The 15,236-nt window shown below is 42.9% G+C and carries 7 protein-coding genes; all 7 read right to left on the bottom strand.

Annotated features, from left to right (window positions below; all coding sequences use genetic code 11):
• Nucleotides 1-203: 203 nt before the first annotated feature.
• The gene (locus LCM09_RS07345) at nucleotides 204-2,936 is read right to left on the bottom strand and encodes a cell wall-binding repeat-containing protein (RefSeq protein WP_224880193.1); all 2,733 of its coding nucleotides are present in this window, start codon (nucleotides 2,934-2,936) and stop codon (nucleotides 204-206) included.
• 143 nt (nucleotides 2,937-3,079) lie between these two features.
• A complete protein-coding gene (locus LCM09_RS07350; protein ID WP_224880195.1) occupies nucleotides 3,080-4,870 on the bottom strand; it encodes a cell wall-binding repeat-containing protein in 1,791 nt (596 codons plus the stop codon).
• 95 nt (nucleotides 4,871-4,965) lie between these two features.
• On the bottom strand, nucleotides 4,966-6,591 hold the full coding sequence (locus tag LCM09_RS07355) for a cell wall-binding repeat-containing protein (protein ID WP_224880197.1): 1,626 nt from the start codon (nucleotides 6,589-6,591) through the stop codon (nucleotides 4,966-4,968).
• Between the two features lie 144 nt (nucleotides 6,592-6,735).
• On the bottom strand, nucleotides 6,736-9,177 hold the full coding sequence (locus LCM09_RS07360) for a cell wall-binding repeat-containing protein (protein WP_224880199.1): 2,442 nt from the start codon (nucleotides 9,175-9,177) through the stop codon (nucleotides 6,736-6,738).
• Nucleotides 9,178-9,273: 96 nt separating this feature from the next.
• The gene (locus LCM09_RS07365) at nucleotides 9,274-13,239 is read right to left on the bottom strand and encodes a cell wall-binding repeat-containing protein (protein ID WP_224880202.1); all 3,966 of its coding nucleotides are present in this window, start codon (nucleotides 13,237-13,239) and stop codon (nucleotides 9,274-9,276) included.
• A gap of 377 nt (nucleotides 13,240-13,616) precedes the next feature.
• A complete protein-coding gene (locus LCM09_RS07370) occupies nucleotides 13,617-14,492 on the bottom strand; it encodes a DNA-processing protein DprA (RefSeq protein ID WP_224880204.1) in 876 nt (291 codons plus the stop codon).
• A 78-nt stretch (nucleotides 14,493-14,570) separates the two neighbouring features.
• On the bottom strand, nucleotides 14,571-15,146 hold the full coding sequence (locus LCM09_RS07375; protein WP_224880205.1) for a transposase: 576 nt from the start codon (nucleotides 15,144-15,146) through the stop codon (nucleotides 14,571-14,573).
• Between the last annotated feature and the right edge of the window lie 90 nt (nucleotides 15,147-15,236).

Consider the following 15,236-nt stretch of genomic DNA (forward strand, 5'->3'; position numbering starts at 1 on the left):
GTTTCACTGCATGACATACCGACATATACTATTTAACAATATCGGCTATTATTCGCTAAGTTTGAATAGTTTTCCTTTAAAATGCGATAAATTTTTCTACTAAAAAAGTGTAAAACTTCAAATGATATCGAATTATGGTAGTTAGTAGTAGGTAAAAAGACATAGAAAAGCCACTGTTCTTGAATCGAACAGTGGCTGTTTGGTTATTCAGAGAGTAGTTTTTCTACATCCTCATTTATCGCACCGCTACCTCCTAAAATCACATAGGATTTGGCTTTTCTTTCATTAATAAGCGTCATAATTTCTGCAGGAATTTCATCTTTCAGTACAAGGAACTTTGGAGCTGCATCCTGCGCTGCCACAACTGAACCTGTAAGTGCATCCGGGAAGTTCATCCCATTTGCATAATAAACAGTGTCATAGTCTGAATACAATTTTGATACGATCGCTGCGTTTGTTGCAAAGCGGTTTTTCCCAGAGTATCGGGTTGGTTCTGGAAGTTGATTTGTGACATCTGCAGAGATGACACCACTTCCACCGATCACGTACGTCTTTTTAATGTTAGAAAGAGCGCCTTTTGTAACGTTCGGAAGGATCTTCGTGTTCGTTAGAAGGATAGGATAACCATGTTGAGCTGCATATGGAGCGATGGCTAGCGCATCTGGAAAGTTCATGCCGTACGCGATGATCGCACGGTCGTAAGGTTTCAGCTTCTCCGCAATTCTCACAGCTGTTTCAAAACGGTCTTTTCCTTTTATTCGATCTACTTTAAGACCTAGTTGCTTCATTTGATCGCTTATTGATTCTGAAACTGCGCCTTTCCCACCTAGAATAATCGCCTCTGAAGCCTGTAATCGCTTGATTTCCTTAACTGTGTCTTCTGACAAACTTGTTTTACCTGCTAATAGAATAGGTGCCTGTAGCTTTCTTGCAAGTGGACCACCAGCTAGCGCATCAGGAAAATCATAGCCAGTTGCTATGATGACTGTTTTCGCTGTTCTGTATGTTTGCTGACTAATTTCATTGGCTGTCGAGAATCGGTCTTTCCCTTTGATTCTCAGAACACTTTCTAATTTCGTTATTACCGTAACAGAAAGGCCACCTGTCGTACGATTGCCTCTCGTGTCTACGGCTTGAACGGTGAATGTATAAGACTTATTCGCATCCAAGTCAGATATCTGCGTACTCTTCGTATTACCAGCGACGGTTTTCATCAACGTGTTACCATGATAAACCTCATAGTTTGCGATACCAGAAGCATCTGAAGCTGTTGACCAAGATAACGACACTGAATCTGAAGTTACATTGGCTGCAGTGACGCCTGCAGTTGATTGCCATACTGGCTTGTCTATATCTTCATATAGAGTAACCTTCCCCTTCATTATATCCTGGCTATAATCCGTTATTTCGATCGAAACATCTGTCGCTAAGCCATCGTACAATTTACTATTCGGTTTGCTTGTATTGTTAAGTGTTGTCTTGAAGCCTTTACGATAGTAATGATTAAAATCTAAGTACCATCGTCTGTTATCGAGATCGCTGCCTCCCTCTCCTTCATTTGCTTCTTCAAGATCGACATGTTTGTGGCCTTCATCATCGTTTTGCTTCCAGGATACACTTTCATCAATATGCCAGATCGCTACACCACCAGATACAGTGGCGTTCTCTAATCCTTTGTCGTACCCTGCATATTGACGGTTCTCAACCAAGAAATATTGTAAAGGATCATCAGTGTTAATTTTTATAACATTGTATCCACCATCTTTGTTTGAATTGAGGTTGATGGTGCTAGATGACGTAATCACTTCAGGTACTGCAAAACCGAGCTTAACTTTTGACCATGCATCTAGATGTGTCGGGGTTTGACCAGAATGTTCTCCGGTTTTCTCTGCCCATGAGCCTGAAGCCATCAAACTGTGAATACCAATTCCAAGTGAAGAACGATCTCGATCATATAAATCTGGAAGACCAAGGTCATGACCGAGTTCATGAGCAATGATGCCGATAGTAGCCATGTGACTACCATGGTTTTCACCAAACTGAGTGTAACCCCCATCATCATAAAGCGAGCCTACAAAAACACCGTCTAACTCTGGGGGAGAAAGTAACCCCCACTTGTGCCCCCACACTGCTCTATGTCCGTCACCGTAACTTGCCTCTCCACCTGCCACAATCGTTACAATGTGAAGTTCATCCGAACTTATATATTTATTATTGTCTCTATCATAGTTCTTATAATTAACCATGCTATCGGATGCCTTTAAAGCATCTGTAGCGATTTTTCGATATGTGTCATATTCTGTTAACTTACCTACCGGACGTGGGTGATCATAATTTAACGTTACTGATACAACCCCATTGTTCACCCCACTCGACTCTTCAGCAGGTGTGAACTGAAATGTCCCTGAAGAAACTTCGTCATAGTAGTTGTTCAAAGAGTTACCAGAACGGTTAAAGATTTTATCTTCCCATTCGGTTTCAGAGTGAGCTATTCTTGTATCTTGGAAGTTAACTAGTAAAACGACGAGGTCATGCGTTGAGTTGCCAATAAGAGATTGAAGAGTACTATTATTGATAGCTGGACTCATCGTTTGCGGAGTAAACTCGTTTTGAGAAGGGAGGCTTATCATATCTTTCTTAACGGCCGCGTTATTGGGGAGCTTATCTATCCCAACTTTAGATAAGGTAGCGATGACGTTTGATTTCTCCACTTTGGCGTAGTACCAAAAACCATCTTCATTTCGTATAATGACGTTTTCATTTTTCGTTTCGAACCAGTGTTTGAACTCGTCACCTACTGACCTTGCTAAAAAAGTTGTACCATCCGGCTGAGTTGTCGTTCGATATACATCGTTGGCAGGCGCTGCGAGTGTATTTTCGTTCCATATAAAGAACAAAAATGCAATAAACAATACTGAAACTATCACTCTACTCATCTTCAAGCTGTTTCCCCCTCAACTATGTATCGCTTTCAGTACCCTTAATATTAGCACAAAACCATAATTTAGGACATTATTTTGTTTTTACAAAAAGCGAGAGGTGCCGTGGAAAACCGACACCTCTCGTTCTGTTTGACGAACTAGTTATTTAATAGAATTTGCGTAAGATCTTTTTCAACGTTAATGACATCGTCACCGCCTAGTAGGCCAAAATGGTGGAAAGATGAATTTTCAAGATAGGATTGAGTTACAGGTTGTAGAGACTTTGGTGTAGAAAGAATTAATGGCGCGTCACTCTTTGCTGCTAGGACTGCCCCAGTAAGTGCATCAGGGAAACTTTTTCCTGTTGCTACATAAGCCTGTTTACTTCCAAGGGGAAGGTTTTTTAGAATATCAGCGTTCGTTTCATAACGATCTTTTCCAGCGTATCGCTTGTAATTCGAAACACCAGTTAACGCTTTTTCACTAATAACACCGTTACTACCTACTACGATTACGTTATCGTAGTTCTTTATTGCTTTTGCAGTTGCTTCAGGAAGTGTATCCGTTAGTGCAAGGTAAATAGGATACCCATTCTTAGCGGCATAAGGTGCGATTGAAAGGGCATCTGGGAAGTTCTTTCCGTATGCAAGAATCGCAGTGTTACTTTTAGGAAGCTGATTCGCTATGAGCGCTGCTGTTTCAAAACGATCTGCTCCACCGTGACGATCGACTTCAATTCCCATACCTTCTATTTCTCTTTTCACATCGTTTGTTATTGCACCTGCACTACCTAGAATGATAACTTTATTAGGATTTAAACGTTCTAACTCTGCTTTAGTAGATTCTGTTAGTTTATTATCTTGTGTTAGAAGCATTGGTGCATCTAGTTGATATGCAAGAGGTGTTCCTGCAAGCGCATCTGGATAGTCGCCACCTCTGGCAATGACAACCGTATCCGCCCCATTTGGCCAACCTTCTTGTGCAATAGCTGCTGCTGTTTTGTAGCGGTCAGGACCTGATAAGCGTTGGCCGAGTTGAATGAGATCTCCTGAAGCGATGTATGCTTCTTTGCCATTTTCGAGTTGAGTTTTATACCACACAAAGTGTTTGTAAATCATTGGTTGGCCTGCATTTGACCCATCAGTTATTTGATTACTTATAAGAGTAATAGGTTCGCGGCCTGAAGCAGTTTTTATACTATTTGCTTTTTTGTATGGAGCAGTTCTGAATTCTGCCCCAGGTGCTGTTATTACGATATCCTGATTTTCATATTTCTGAGCTGTTCTATGGAGTTCTTCCTCTGGAAGCTCATAATGAAATGTTTCGAATCTTAAATACTTACCCTCGTACCTGAAATCATCTAATTCAAATTTGAAGGGTATCGGCTTATAATTCTCATCTGAGCTAATTAAATTGTATATCATCATCGCTTTATACACTTTTTCTTGGTAAGCGTCAAGATTGCGCTCAGTAGAATTTTTACTTAGATAAATCGGACTATTAACCTGAAACGCACCACTATAAGCTAATACCGCAAAATACCAGCTTTCAAGCAATTCACGGTCATTGTCATTAATAGTAGGTAACTTTCCATCCTTGCCTTTAAATTTTTCATCAAGAATCTTTAACCCTTCTTGAATGTTGAACCTAGTATCTTCTTTTAATTTTGTTTTATATGCTTCTGATGCACCTGGTTTAAGTACTTGCATAATCCCAATTGCCTGAGCACCCGAAACTTTTTGCTGGTCCCAGTCGCTTTCGATTAATGCAATCGCCTTCGCTACCTCAGGTGGAATATCCATTTTAATAGCTTCTTCAGTTAGCATTTGACTGATCTCTGAGTATGTATAGTCCTCTGCTGCTTGTACCTTTTTGTCCCCTAGTTGTAAGCTGCCAAAACTACTTACAATAAGGAACGCAATGACAATACGAATAAAATTCTTTTTCATAGTGTTCTCCCCTTCCCCTTTTTCCATCATTTTCTAGTGTAACATGAAAGCGGGGTCAGGTGGGGGACTGTCCCCTACCTGACCCCGCTCCTTCATTATTTGATAGATTCGAGGAGTGATTCTACGTTACTATTTACTGCGCCTTCACCGCCTAGTATGGTAAAGTGCCTGATTCCTAGTTCAGTAGCCGCACCTGAAATCGAATCATTCACGCTAGTTGGTGGTACAAGAAGAAATGTACTGTCTGTTTTCGCAGCGAGGACAGAACCCGTTAGAGCATCTGCAAAATCTGCTCCTGTTGCGATAAACGCTTTATCAGCAGGATTAAGCATCCTCGCGACCATTGCTGATGTAGCGTAACGGTTTTCTCCACCATAACGTTCGCCGCCAGGAAGATTCCCCAAAACACTATCGGTAATAACTCCGGTACCTCCTACTGCGATCGAAGACTCAAATCCACCTAATGCCTTTTTCGTTGATTCTGGTAATTCATTTTTCTTCGTTAGTAGAATTGGATAACCGTTCTCAGCTGCGAAAGATGCGATCGAAAGGGCATCTGGGAAATTCATTCCGTTTGCGACGACAGCTTTCGCTGGATCGCCATCAAGTACGGCTGCGATGTTTGTAGCTGTGTCGAAACGGTCTGCTCCACCTATACGATCAACGTCAAGACCTAAGCTTTTAAGCTCATTATAGACGTAAGGTAAAACAGCGCCTTCGCCTCCTAGAATAATAGCTTTAGTAGCATGTAATCTAGCAATCTCGTCTTTTACCGATTGAGGAAGCGTCTTGCCAGTTAGCAAAATCGGGGCATCCATCTTATAAGCTAGTGGAGCTCCTGCAAGCGCATCTGGAAAATCGTCCCCTCTTGCGATAATGACCGTATCAGCGGAATCCCATCCCATTTCAGAAATCGCAACAGCTGTTTCGTAGCGGTCCTTCCCTGAGATTCGATCGACTTCAACTGGAACAGTCACCTTGATCTGTTTCCAAAATTCATTTGCGATCACCTTATACCCAGCTGGTCCCGGGTGGACATTTGTAGGGTTCGGTAAATATTTCGTGTAATCCATTGCAATTGCATCATACGTAGGTACGAACCCACTACCTGACCCTAATGCAACACCTTGAATCAATTTATTTAATGACTGCATTAGTTCGGTGAAGACCGCTTGCTCTTCGGGTGGGTAAGCGTAGAATGGATTGTAATAGCCTTGTAAAAATACGTTGGCATCAGGGTTCAAGGTACGTATGATCCCCATGATATGGCCATAATTCTTTAGAACCTTTGCAAATAGTTCTTCTACTTTCTTTTTATCCTCAAGATCCTCAGGGCTATTTTTTAAAACGTTAAGAAAATCATTCGCTCCAATCGTGAGCGTAATCAGATCAGCACTCGCGACAGCTTGTTGCGCTTCTACGTTCGTCGTTAACTGTTCCAGAAGGTTATCAGTAGTAAAGCCAGGAACGGCAAACTTCTTTGTGAATGACTCTAACTGATAAATATTCTCTAAATCTTCTGCTATGTAATCAGCATAGCTAACTCCAAGTGTATTATCAGGTTGAACTCCTGCTGCCAATGAGTCACCAAGGGCAACATACTTCCATTCATCATGAACATTGTTTGATTGGGCAGCGTGTGCAAAAGACGGGGCAAATAGCATCAGTACAAGGGACAGGATAAACAATAATCGCGTTTTTCTAAAAGTGTTTTGCTTCACTTGTTTCCCTCCTTTGATTGCTGTTCTTTATGTTATGCATTATAAAGAACATCGCCTTTACTACTATTTGCCATATCATTCGAAAGTCCTGCAACAAATATTTAAAAAAGGAAGTACCAAAATGGCACTTCCTTTAGTATCTCTTTATTTTGAAAGCTTATTAAATACGTCTTCACTTACAGCACCAGTTCCACCAGTAACTGTGAAATCGTAAGCTTCTAAATCAGCGATCGCTTGTTCAGTCGCTTTAGGAAGCTTGTTCGGTTGAACGAGAAGGATCGATGCATTTTGCTTCGCTGCAAGTACAGAGCCTGCTAGCGCATCTGCAAAGTCCATGCCAGTTGCTACGAATACGCGAGCTGAAGGATTTAGATCAGTCGCGATTGTTGCAGCTGTGCTGAAACGGTCTTTCCCAGCATAGCGCGTTGCTTTTGGAAGCATCCCTTCTACTTCTTCACTGATCACACCAGTTCCACCAGCAACGATCGACATATCAACGTTCGTAAGAGCACGTTTCGTTACGTTAGGAAGCTTATCGTCTTCAGAAAGTAAGATCGGATAGCCGTTACGAGCCGCGTAAGATGCGATGGAAAGCGCGTCTGGGAAGTTCATTCCGTTTGCAACAATTGCCTGCTCAGGTGAGCCACCTAGACGAGCAGCAATATTTGCTGCTGTGTCGAAACGATCTTTTCCTGAGATACGTTCAACGTCGATTCCTAGACCTTCAACTTGATACTCTACATATTCACTTACTGCGCCAGTTCCACCTAGAATGATTACGTCTTTTGCACCAAGACGCTTGATTTCTTCTTTTACCATTTTATTTAGATAATCTTTACCAGTAAGCAAGATCGGAGCATCTAGCTCATACGCAAGTGGTGCACCAGCAAGTGCGTCAGGGAACGCATCGCCACGAGCTAGGACGACAGTGTCTGCACTATTCCAGCCAGCTTGAGAAACTTTTATAGCAGTCTCATAACGATCATCACCAGAAATTCGTGTTGCTTCTTCTTCAACGATTCTCGCTTCTTGGCCCATTTCAATCGTTTTACCGTCGATGTACTCATTGAATAGTTCGAAGTCTACGAAGAAGAGTTCTTCCATTCTGCCTTCTTCAGCTGCTTTACCCATCACTGTATAGCCATCTCCACCAGTTGCAATGAAAGAGTTTGTTGCAACTGTGTATGTTGCTTTAGGATCGATGTCTTTGTAGCCTTTTTCCGTTTTTACATTTACATCAAGAATACGCTTGCCTACTTCTGCTTCTTCATCGTATGAGTACATGATGCCAGATACTTGAGGAAAACGTCCTTCTCCGTCCTGGATACCGCTCACGCCATGCTCAAGTGAATCGATGATCTCTTGACCCGTTAGATCAAGCGTTACAAGGTTGTTACCGAACGGCATCGTTGTTAGCACTTCGCCCATCGTGATTGGTCCTTCGTCGATTGAAGCACGAATTCCGCCTCCGTTTTGGATCGCGATCGTAGCATTCGTGAATTCTTGTGCTTTTGAAAGCATTGCGTCTGTGATTAGGTTACCAAGGTTTGTTTCACCAGAACGAACGGTGTCACGCTCTCCATCAAGGAATACATCTGTTTGACCAACGACTTCTTTTTCAATTTCTTCTAGTGGCTTTTTCAGCTCTTCGTAAAGCTTCTGAGCCTCAGGGTCTGGCTCCATCGTGCCTTTGTAATCAACGCGTACTAGGTCTTCATTCCAGTCTGTAAGAACCCCGTTCGCATCGAAGCTTACTTGAAGGTCGCCAAGGTATTTGCTGTATTCGAATGCTTGTACAACAACTGTTGGTTCTGTGTCTTCATTTACAACGATTCCTTCATCAAGCTGCGTATGGCTGTGTCCACCAACGATAACGTCGATCCCTTTGACTGCTTCAGCAAGATCAACTTCAGCGTTTTTACCAAGGTGAGTTAGAGCGACGATTTTGTTGATTCCTTGACCTTCAAACATTTTCACCATTTCTGCAGCATGCTTTTGGTGATCTTCAAATGTGAGGGTATCTCCAGGTCCTGAAAGTTCAGGTGTTGCTTCAGTTGTTAGTCCGAATACACCGACCTTCTCACCGTTCACATCTAGAACAACAGCTGGATAGATCGTGCCGCCATCTCCTGGTGTACCAACTTCGTCTTTGTAAAGAGGGTTAAGATCTGTATTGTTACTGTAATCAATGTTTGAGCTTACGATCGGAAATTCAGTCTTCTTCACGAACTCAGAAAACGTTTTTGGACCTTCATCGAATTCATGGTTACCAGGTACCATCGCATCGTATTCCATCATGTTCATGAACTGAACATCAGCAAGGCCTTTGTATTTATTGAAGAAAAGTGTGCCTGAAAAAACATCTCCTCCATCAACGAGGATTGAGTTCTCACGCTCTGCACGAATGTCTTTAATCGCAGTAAGACGCTTCGGAGCATTCTCTAAGTGTGCGTGTGTGTCATTCGTGTGCATGATTGTTAAGTCAAAATTCCCTGTAGCAGCTTCAGATGGTGTTGCAGGTGCAGCAGCTGCAATCCCCATAGCAAGGGCAGCAGATGATAATACAGCAATAAATGGCTTCTTCATGTTCATGTGTTCAGACACTTCCTTTTTCTTTTATTAGATGTAATAGATTACTAGTTGGGCGGGGCACTGCTGCCAGCAGGTGCCCCTGCTTCATAACTAGTTAATTAATTGGTTTATGACGTCTTCACTTACAGCACCTGTCCCACCAAGAATACGGAAATTCTTGATATCGAGTTCATCGATCGCAGATTGTGTAGCAGTCGGTACGTTATCTTTTTGAACGAGGAGCATTACAGCATCTTCTTTTGCAGCAAGAACAGAACCTGTCAAAGCATCCGCAAATTCGCTTCCTGTTGTAATGAAGGCTTTGTTTGTTTCTCCGACGAGGTCAGTCGCAATAGTAGCTGCTGTCGAATAGCGATCACTTCCGCTATAGCGCTTCGGATTTGGAAGCTCGTTAAATACGTCTTCACTAATCGCACCCGTTCCTCCAACAACGATCGTTTCATCGATGTAACGAAGGGCTGTTTTCGTTGCAGTAGGTAATTCTTTTTTGCCAGTTAGCAAGATTGGATAGCCTTGCTTAGCTGCGTGAGATGCAACAGCTAATGCATCTGGATAGTTGTAGCCATCCGCGATAACCGCTTTTGCTGGATTACCGTCAAGACGTGCTGCAATGTTAGCTGCTGTTTCAAAGCGGTCTTTTCCTGAAATACGTTCTGCTTTGATTCCAAGACCTTCAATCTGGTATTCTACGTAATTTGAGATCGCGCCTTTACCTCCAAGAATAATGACTTTCTTAGCAGATAGACGGTCAAGCTCAGCACGAACGTCAGCGTTCAGCTTGTTCTCAGGGTTCAATAGGATTGGAGCATCGTATTTGTATGCGAGTGGCGCACCTGCAAGTGCATCAGGGTACGTATCTCCACGAGCAATTACAACAGTGTCAGATTGCTCCCAACCTTCTTTTGAAACTTCTATCGCTGTTTTGTAGCGATCTTTTCCACTTGTACGGTCAGCTTTTTTACCAAATTGAATCTGTGCCAAAACCGGATCGTGGTCACTCGCGCGTCCATCAGCCTCACTAAAGTCTGAGTTGATATTGATGCTGTCGATCGCAGTATGTTTTGCTAGGTTGTTCGTTACAAGAATGTGGTCAAGAACTTGAGAGTTTCCTTGATAGATATACGTGTAACGCTCTTCAGGAGAAAGTTTCTCCATCATGTTTGTGAGTACATCGCCTTCGAGCGTATTGATTGGATCAGAGAATTCGAAGTCGTTCAAGTCTCCCAAAACAATCACATTTGCATCTTCCATCGTATCGACTGCACTGGTAACGAAGTCGTTGATGACAGCTGCTTGCTTCATTCTCTGAACTTCACTTCCAAGTACGACAGGGTGCTCACTACCGAATAGTCCGCCGTCTCCACCTTTTGAATTAAAGTGGTTTGCAATAACGATTACCTTTTCACCGTTGAATGTAAATTCTCCAGCAAGTGCTTTACGAGAATCATCGAACGCTTCGTTAGTAGGATCGATACGACCAGGGTTATGAGTTAGTCCATCTTTGTCGACACCGACTGAAGTCGTAGCGTCTCCAGCTGGCTTGTCTGAAAAATCAACGCGATCAGGATTATAGATGAATCCTACACGAATATTTCCTCCTGGCTGCCCGCCATCTGTCTTATCAAGTGGCGCCACTTCTGCGAATTCGTACGTTGGCCCACCAGCGCTTTCGATCGCTTTGATAAGCGCTTTGTAAGATTCACTCGCATCTGTTGTACCATCGTCAGTAGGACCGTTGTTATCTTGTACTTCAACAAGACCGATGATGTCTGGTGTCTTCATGTTTGAAACGATCGATTCTGCAATCTTTTCTGCTTTGTCATTTTGAGGAGCACGGAAGTTCTCGATGTTGTAAGTCGCAACCGTCAGCTTCTCTTCTGATACCTCGATCTCAGTGGTTTCTCTTTCAACTCCACCGTCAACAACGGATGGGAATGTACCTGTTGGACGAATTTTGAAATTGCTATAGTCATAGCTAACGTTTCCGAGAATAGATCCATCGAATTGATCGCCTGTTTTCACAGTAACGTCGATTCCATCAACATCGATTAGCATGCGTTCAGGGTTGAAATCTTCTGGTGAAATCAATAGCCCGTCAGCACGTGTACGCAGTTGATCGTCGCTTGTATTCACGAAAACTGGTACTTCATCGTATTTCTTTGGACCTGAAATTATCGCGTCAGGAATTTCAATAAGCATTCCTTCTAGACTTTCATAAAAGTCTAGTCCGTCTGTTTCAGGGTCAAATGATGTCATGCCGTCATCTTCGATCGTTTCAGTTGGCGGCGTGCGATCTATACCAATCACCGTTGCAGCCGGTACTTTCTGATCAGAAGATACAACGGTAACGTTAGAAGCTGAAATCTGTGTTGTTAACAGATCTTTTGCATCGTCGTAGCCATCTTCTCTCCACTCAGCTACCTTACCGTCAACCGATACTTTGTCGCCGACTTTAACTGAATTACCTTTGCTATAAACAAAGATTCCTTCTGATGTTGCTAGACTCTCATCAGGTGTTTCACTTTGCATGTAGAAGCCATTAGCTCCAGCTTTTGCCGTAACGATTCCTTCAACGTTAGATACAGGTTTGCCTTTATATGGAGACTCATGTCCTGCACCTTGAATGTCGTGTATTTTCACATTGTCAGCCGGCTTCAGTACAGTGTAGCTGAACGTTGCTACTTCGCTTGTTCTACCGTCTTTCGATGCAATTGCTTTGATCGTTGCATCTTTTGTAAGAGTGATCGGCGTTGAATACATTGTGCTTTGATCTGTCGGAGTTGATCCATCCATCGTATAGTGAATGTTCGCTCCTTCAGTTGCCGTTTCAAGCGTAACCTTCGTTCCTTCTGTTACAGAGCCCGCTCCAGGGTTAGCGACAACCGAGAAAGCGTTCTCAACAATGTCTGATGCACTTCTGAAAACGAGCTTATATTCGCCGTAGTCATAGTTGATGACACCACGAAGAATCTCATAGGTCTTCCCTACTTCAAGGTTATCTGCATTAGGGTTATCGATTTTGAATTCGCCACTAGAATCAGTTGCATTAAATTCACCATAGCCTGCTTCTGATTTAATAGTAACGTTCTCAAGCTGTACGTATTCACCTTCAACGGCCTCACCGTTATCGGATGTTAGGTTAGTAGATTGAATGGTTTGTGGTTGTGGTATGCCTGCGTCTTGAGTTGTGATTGTGATATTTGAAGAAGTTGTGCTGATCTGTGCCATGCCTTTAAAATCACTCAGATTACCCTCTACTGTGATTTCATCACCAGGGTTTGCTTTGATTCCTTCAGCACGAACGATAATACCAGCTGTGTCGTCTTGAATATATAGGTTTGTACTACTTCCAGCAATAAAGGAAGCTGTCGCGATTCCTTTTACTTTCACTGCTGAACCGACTGCTTTCGAACGAGCATCAGCAATTGAAGAAAGTTCTACTGGTTCTGGATCTGTTCCACCATTAGAAAGGTGAGAACCGAGGTACGTTGTTGTGTCTTTTGCGTGGGATGTCCATTCTGCAGAAGCATCGAATGTATCGTTCGGGTCCGTATCGCCTGACTTAATGGAGTCGTTACGAACGAGGGTAACGTCTTTAGCGAAATCAGCGTCATTACCGATTTGTCCAAAAGAATCGACTATCGTGCCGTTCTTTTTCAGTACGATTGGATCATTCCCGTTAAAGTTCACTACGGTTTGATTTGTAGTATCTGCCTGATCAAGAATGGCTTGGTTTGCATTGTCGTGAGAAAGTACATAAACTTCTCCATCAGCAAGCGTACCATTCAATGTTAACGAATATTTAGGCGGTGCTACTCCATTCGTATAGGTTTCTAGCGTATAAGCAGATAAATCTACTGAACTACCTGTACCATTGTAGAGCTCTATTGCTTTATTGTAAGACCCGCCCTCTATGTATTCAGAAATAATAACATTCTGAAACGTTTCTTCAGCAGCTGATGCATACTGAGAAACGGGAGCAGCAAAAAAGCTCAAAACCATCGAAAAGATCAGCAAGAAGCTAATCGTGTGACTCGAAGACTTTCTTTTCAACATGGATCCCCCCGGATTTAGTCAGATTATGGCGAATAATTCCACCACTTGAAGTATACAACAATCTTCAAGAAAAATCTGTAATTTCCGTGTAAATTGTTTGTGGTGGGTGACAGGATGGTGCCGGGATGGGGTCTGGCCCCATCCCGGCACCATCCTGTCCCTCTGCACCGCACAAAAAAACCACCGGTTCGATGGCTCGATCCAGTGGTCTAGAGGAAGGTTTATCTTCTTCTTTTTCTCATCCTACCCTGATGGTCTATGACCACCATGCTCTTATAGGGAGATGGGCTTGAAGATCCTTGAGGGATTAATACGAAGACATAAACGTAGTACTGAAGGGAATCAGTTATTTAATTTAGCTCGATAGGGTATAGATGTTATTTATCGTAGTGATGCATAGAGTGATTCAACACCGCTTCAAAGGCTGAAACTCCTGGATAGGGGTGACACCCATCCACGATTGAACTGCCTGGTATCAGTTCAGACCGCGCATCACTACGAGGAAGCATGAATAATTTTCTTTTGTGCTTTTGTGCAAAGTGGGCGGTGGACAGTGCACCACTCTTCACGCCAGCTTCAATGACGACTACATGACTCGACCATGCACTGATTAACGCATTTCGCTGAATAAATTGCTTCGGAGTCGGAGGTGTTCCAGGTGCATACTGGGATATCACTGCTCCATTTTCAATAATTGCTTCGTAGAGCGAGCGGTGCTCTTTCGGATAACAATAATCTACTCCGCTTGCAATGAAGGCGATCGGTACACCACGATTTACGAGGCAGAGAGCGTGGGCAGCTCGATCGATTCCTTTCGCTAGCCCGCTGATCACAGGTATATTCCTCTTAGATAGAAAGTACGAAAGCTCTTCAGCAGCCCTTTTTCCTTCAACTGTACAATTTCTCGAACCGACGATTGCGACAGATGGAGTAAGTGGACGTATGAGACCTTTATAATATAATAACGCTGGTGATTCAGGTAAATCCCTTGCATACGACGGATAAAGCGGGTCATCCCGGGGCAGAAGCCAGATCTCTTCTTTTTGAACCCGTTCAAGAATGCGCTTGCATTTCTCCAGTGACCGAGCTTCTACAACAGCGTCTCGGACCCGCTGGGAAATTCCTTTCACTTCTTGTAGCTCTGAAGAAGAAGCCTGATAGATTCGCTCAGGAGTCCCAAATGCGGTCAGAAGTTTCTTCTGAGAAACCGGACCAACATGACGGATTGAACAAAGCCAGATCCAATGCTCCATTCTTGTCTTCTCTTTCTTTTTAAATTTTTCTCTAATTCTTCTCTCTCTTGGACATTAAGTATCGTTATCAACCTTGGTTTAATAGTGAACGTGGCTAACGAGTTCTGGTAAGTATGTTGGATCGCTATGTTCTACATAACGCTGATAGGCTTCCCTCGCAGGTGCTTGAAAGAATGCTAGTATGTATTCGGGATTAACGTGCAGATCTGTTTTGGATGAAATGTAGGCACCATAACTGCTCCAGGCATAGTCCGATGGTTTTTGAACCATCTGGGCATTGACCGGATTAAGGTGAATGTATTTACTTAGGTGTACTTCATACAAGATAGAATCAAGCAGCTCAGCATTGTAGCGGCCTTGAAATACGTGTCCTGCATAGTCATATTTTTTATTGAAATAACGGGCATAGTTGGAGTTGATGACTTTCATGATTTCACCGGGTGGGTAATCGAAGGTTTCGATGGAGAGATGCACATGGTTAGTCATGAGGCAGTATGCGTGTAAGCGAAACGGAAAAGCGGTACGAGCTTGTTCTAGAAACTTAAAATACGTAAGACGATCTACTTGCTCATTGAACAATGAAGACTTGCGGTTCCCTCGGCAAACAATGTGGTACTTTGCCCCTGGAAACCAAATTCGTTTCTTTCGAGCCATTCGAATTGCTCCTTTAAGAGAGGAAGATGAGGAATTACTATTACTGCGTGGTTGATAGTTGTAGTATACCACTTTCTATTATTTGGGAAT

Origin of the sequence: Guptibacillus algicola (assembly GCF_020171805.1) — a bacterium.
GTDB lineage: Bacteria > Bacillota > Bacilli > Bacillales > Guptibacillaceae > Guptibacillus > Guptibacillus algicola.

Coding starts and splice junctions, on each gene's coding strand:
- LCM09_RS07370 (WP_224880204.1), bottom strand. CDS start 14,492: ATGGAGCATTGGATCTGGCTTTGTTCAATCCGTCATGTTGGTCCGGTT.
- LCM09_RS07350 (WP_224880195.1), bottom strand. CDS start 4,870: ATGAAAAAGAATTTTATTCGTATTGTCATTGCGTTCCTTATTGTAAGT.
- LCM09_RS07345 (WP_224880193.1), bottom strand. CDS start 2,936: ATGAGTAGAGTGATAGTTTCAGTATTGTTTATTGCATTTTTGTTCTTT.
- LCM09_RS07375 (WP_224880205.1), bottom strand. CDS start 15,146: ATGGCTCGAAAGAAACGAATTTGGTTTCCAGGGGCAAAGTACCACATT.
- LCM09_RS07360 (WP_224880199.1), bottom strand. CDS start 9,177: ATGAAGAAGCCATTTATTGCTGTATTATCATCTGCTGCCCTTGCTATG.
- LCM09_RS07365 (WP_224880202.1), bottom strand. CDS start 13,239: ATGTTGAAAAGAAAGTCTTCGAGTCACACGATTAGCTTCTTGCTGATC.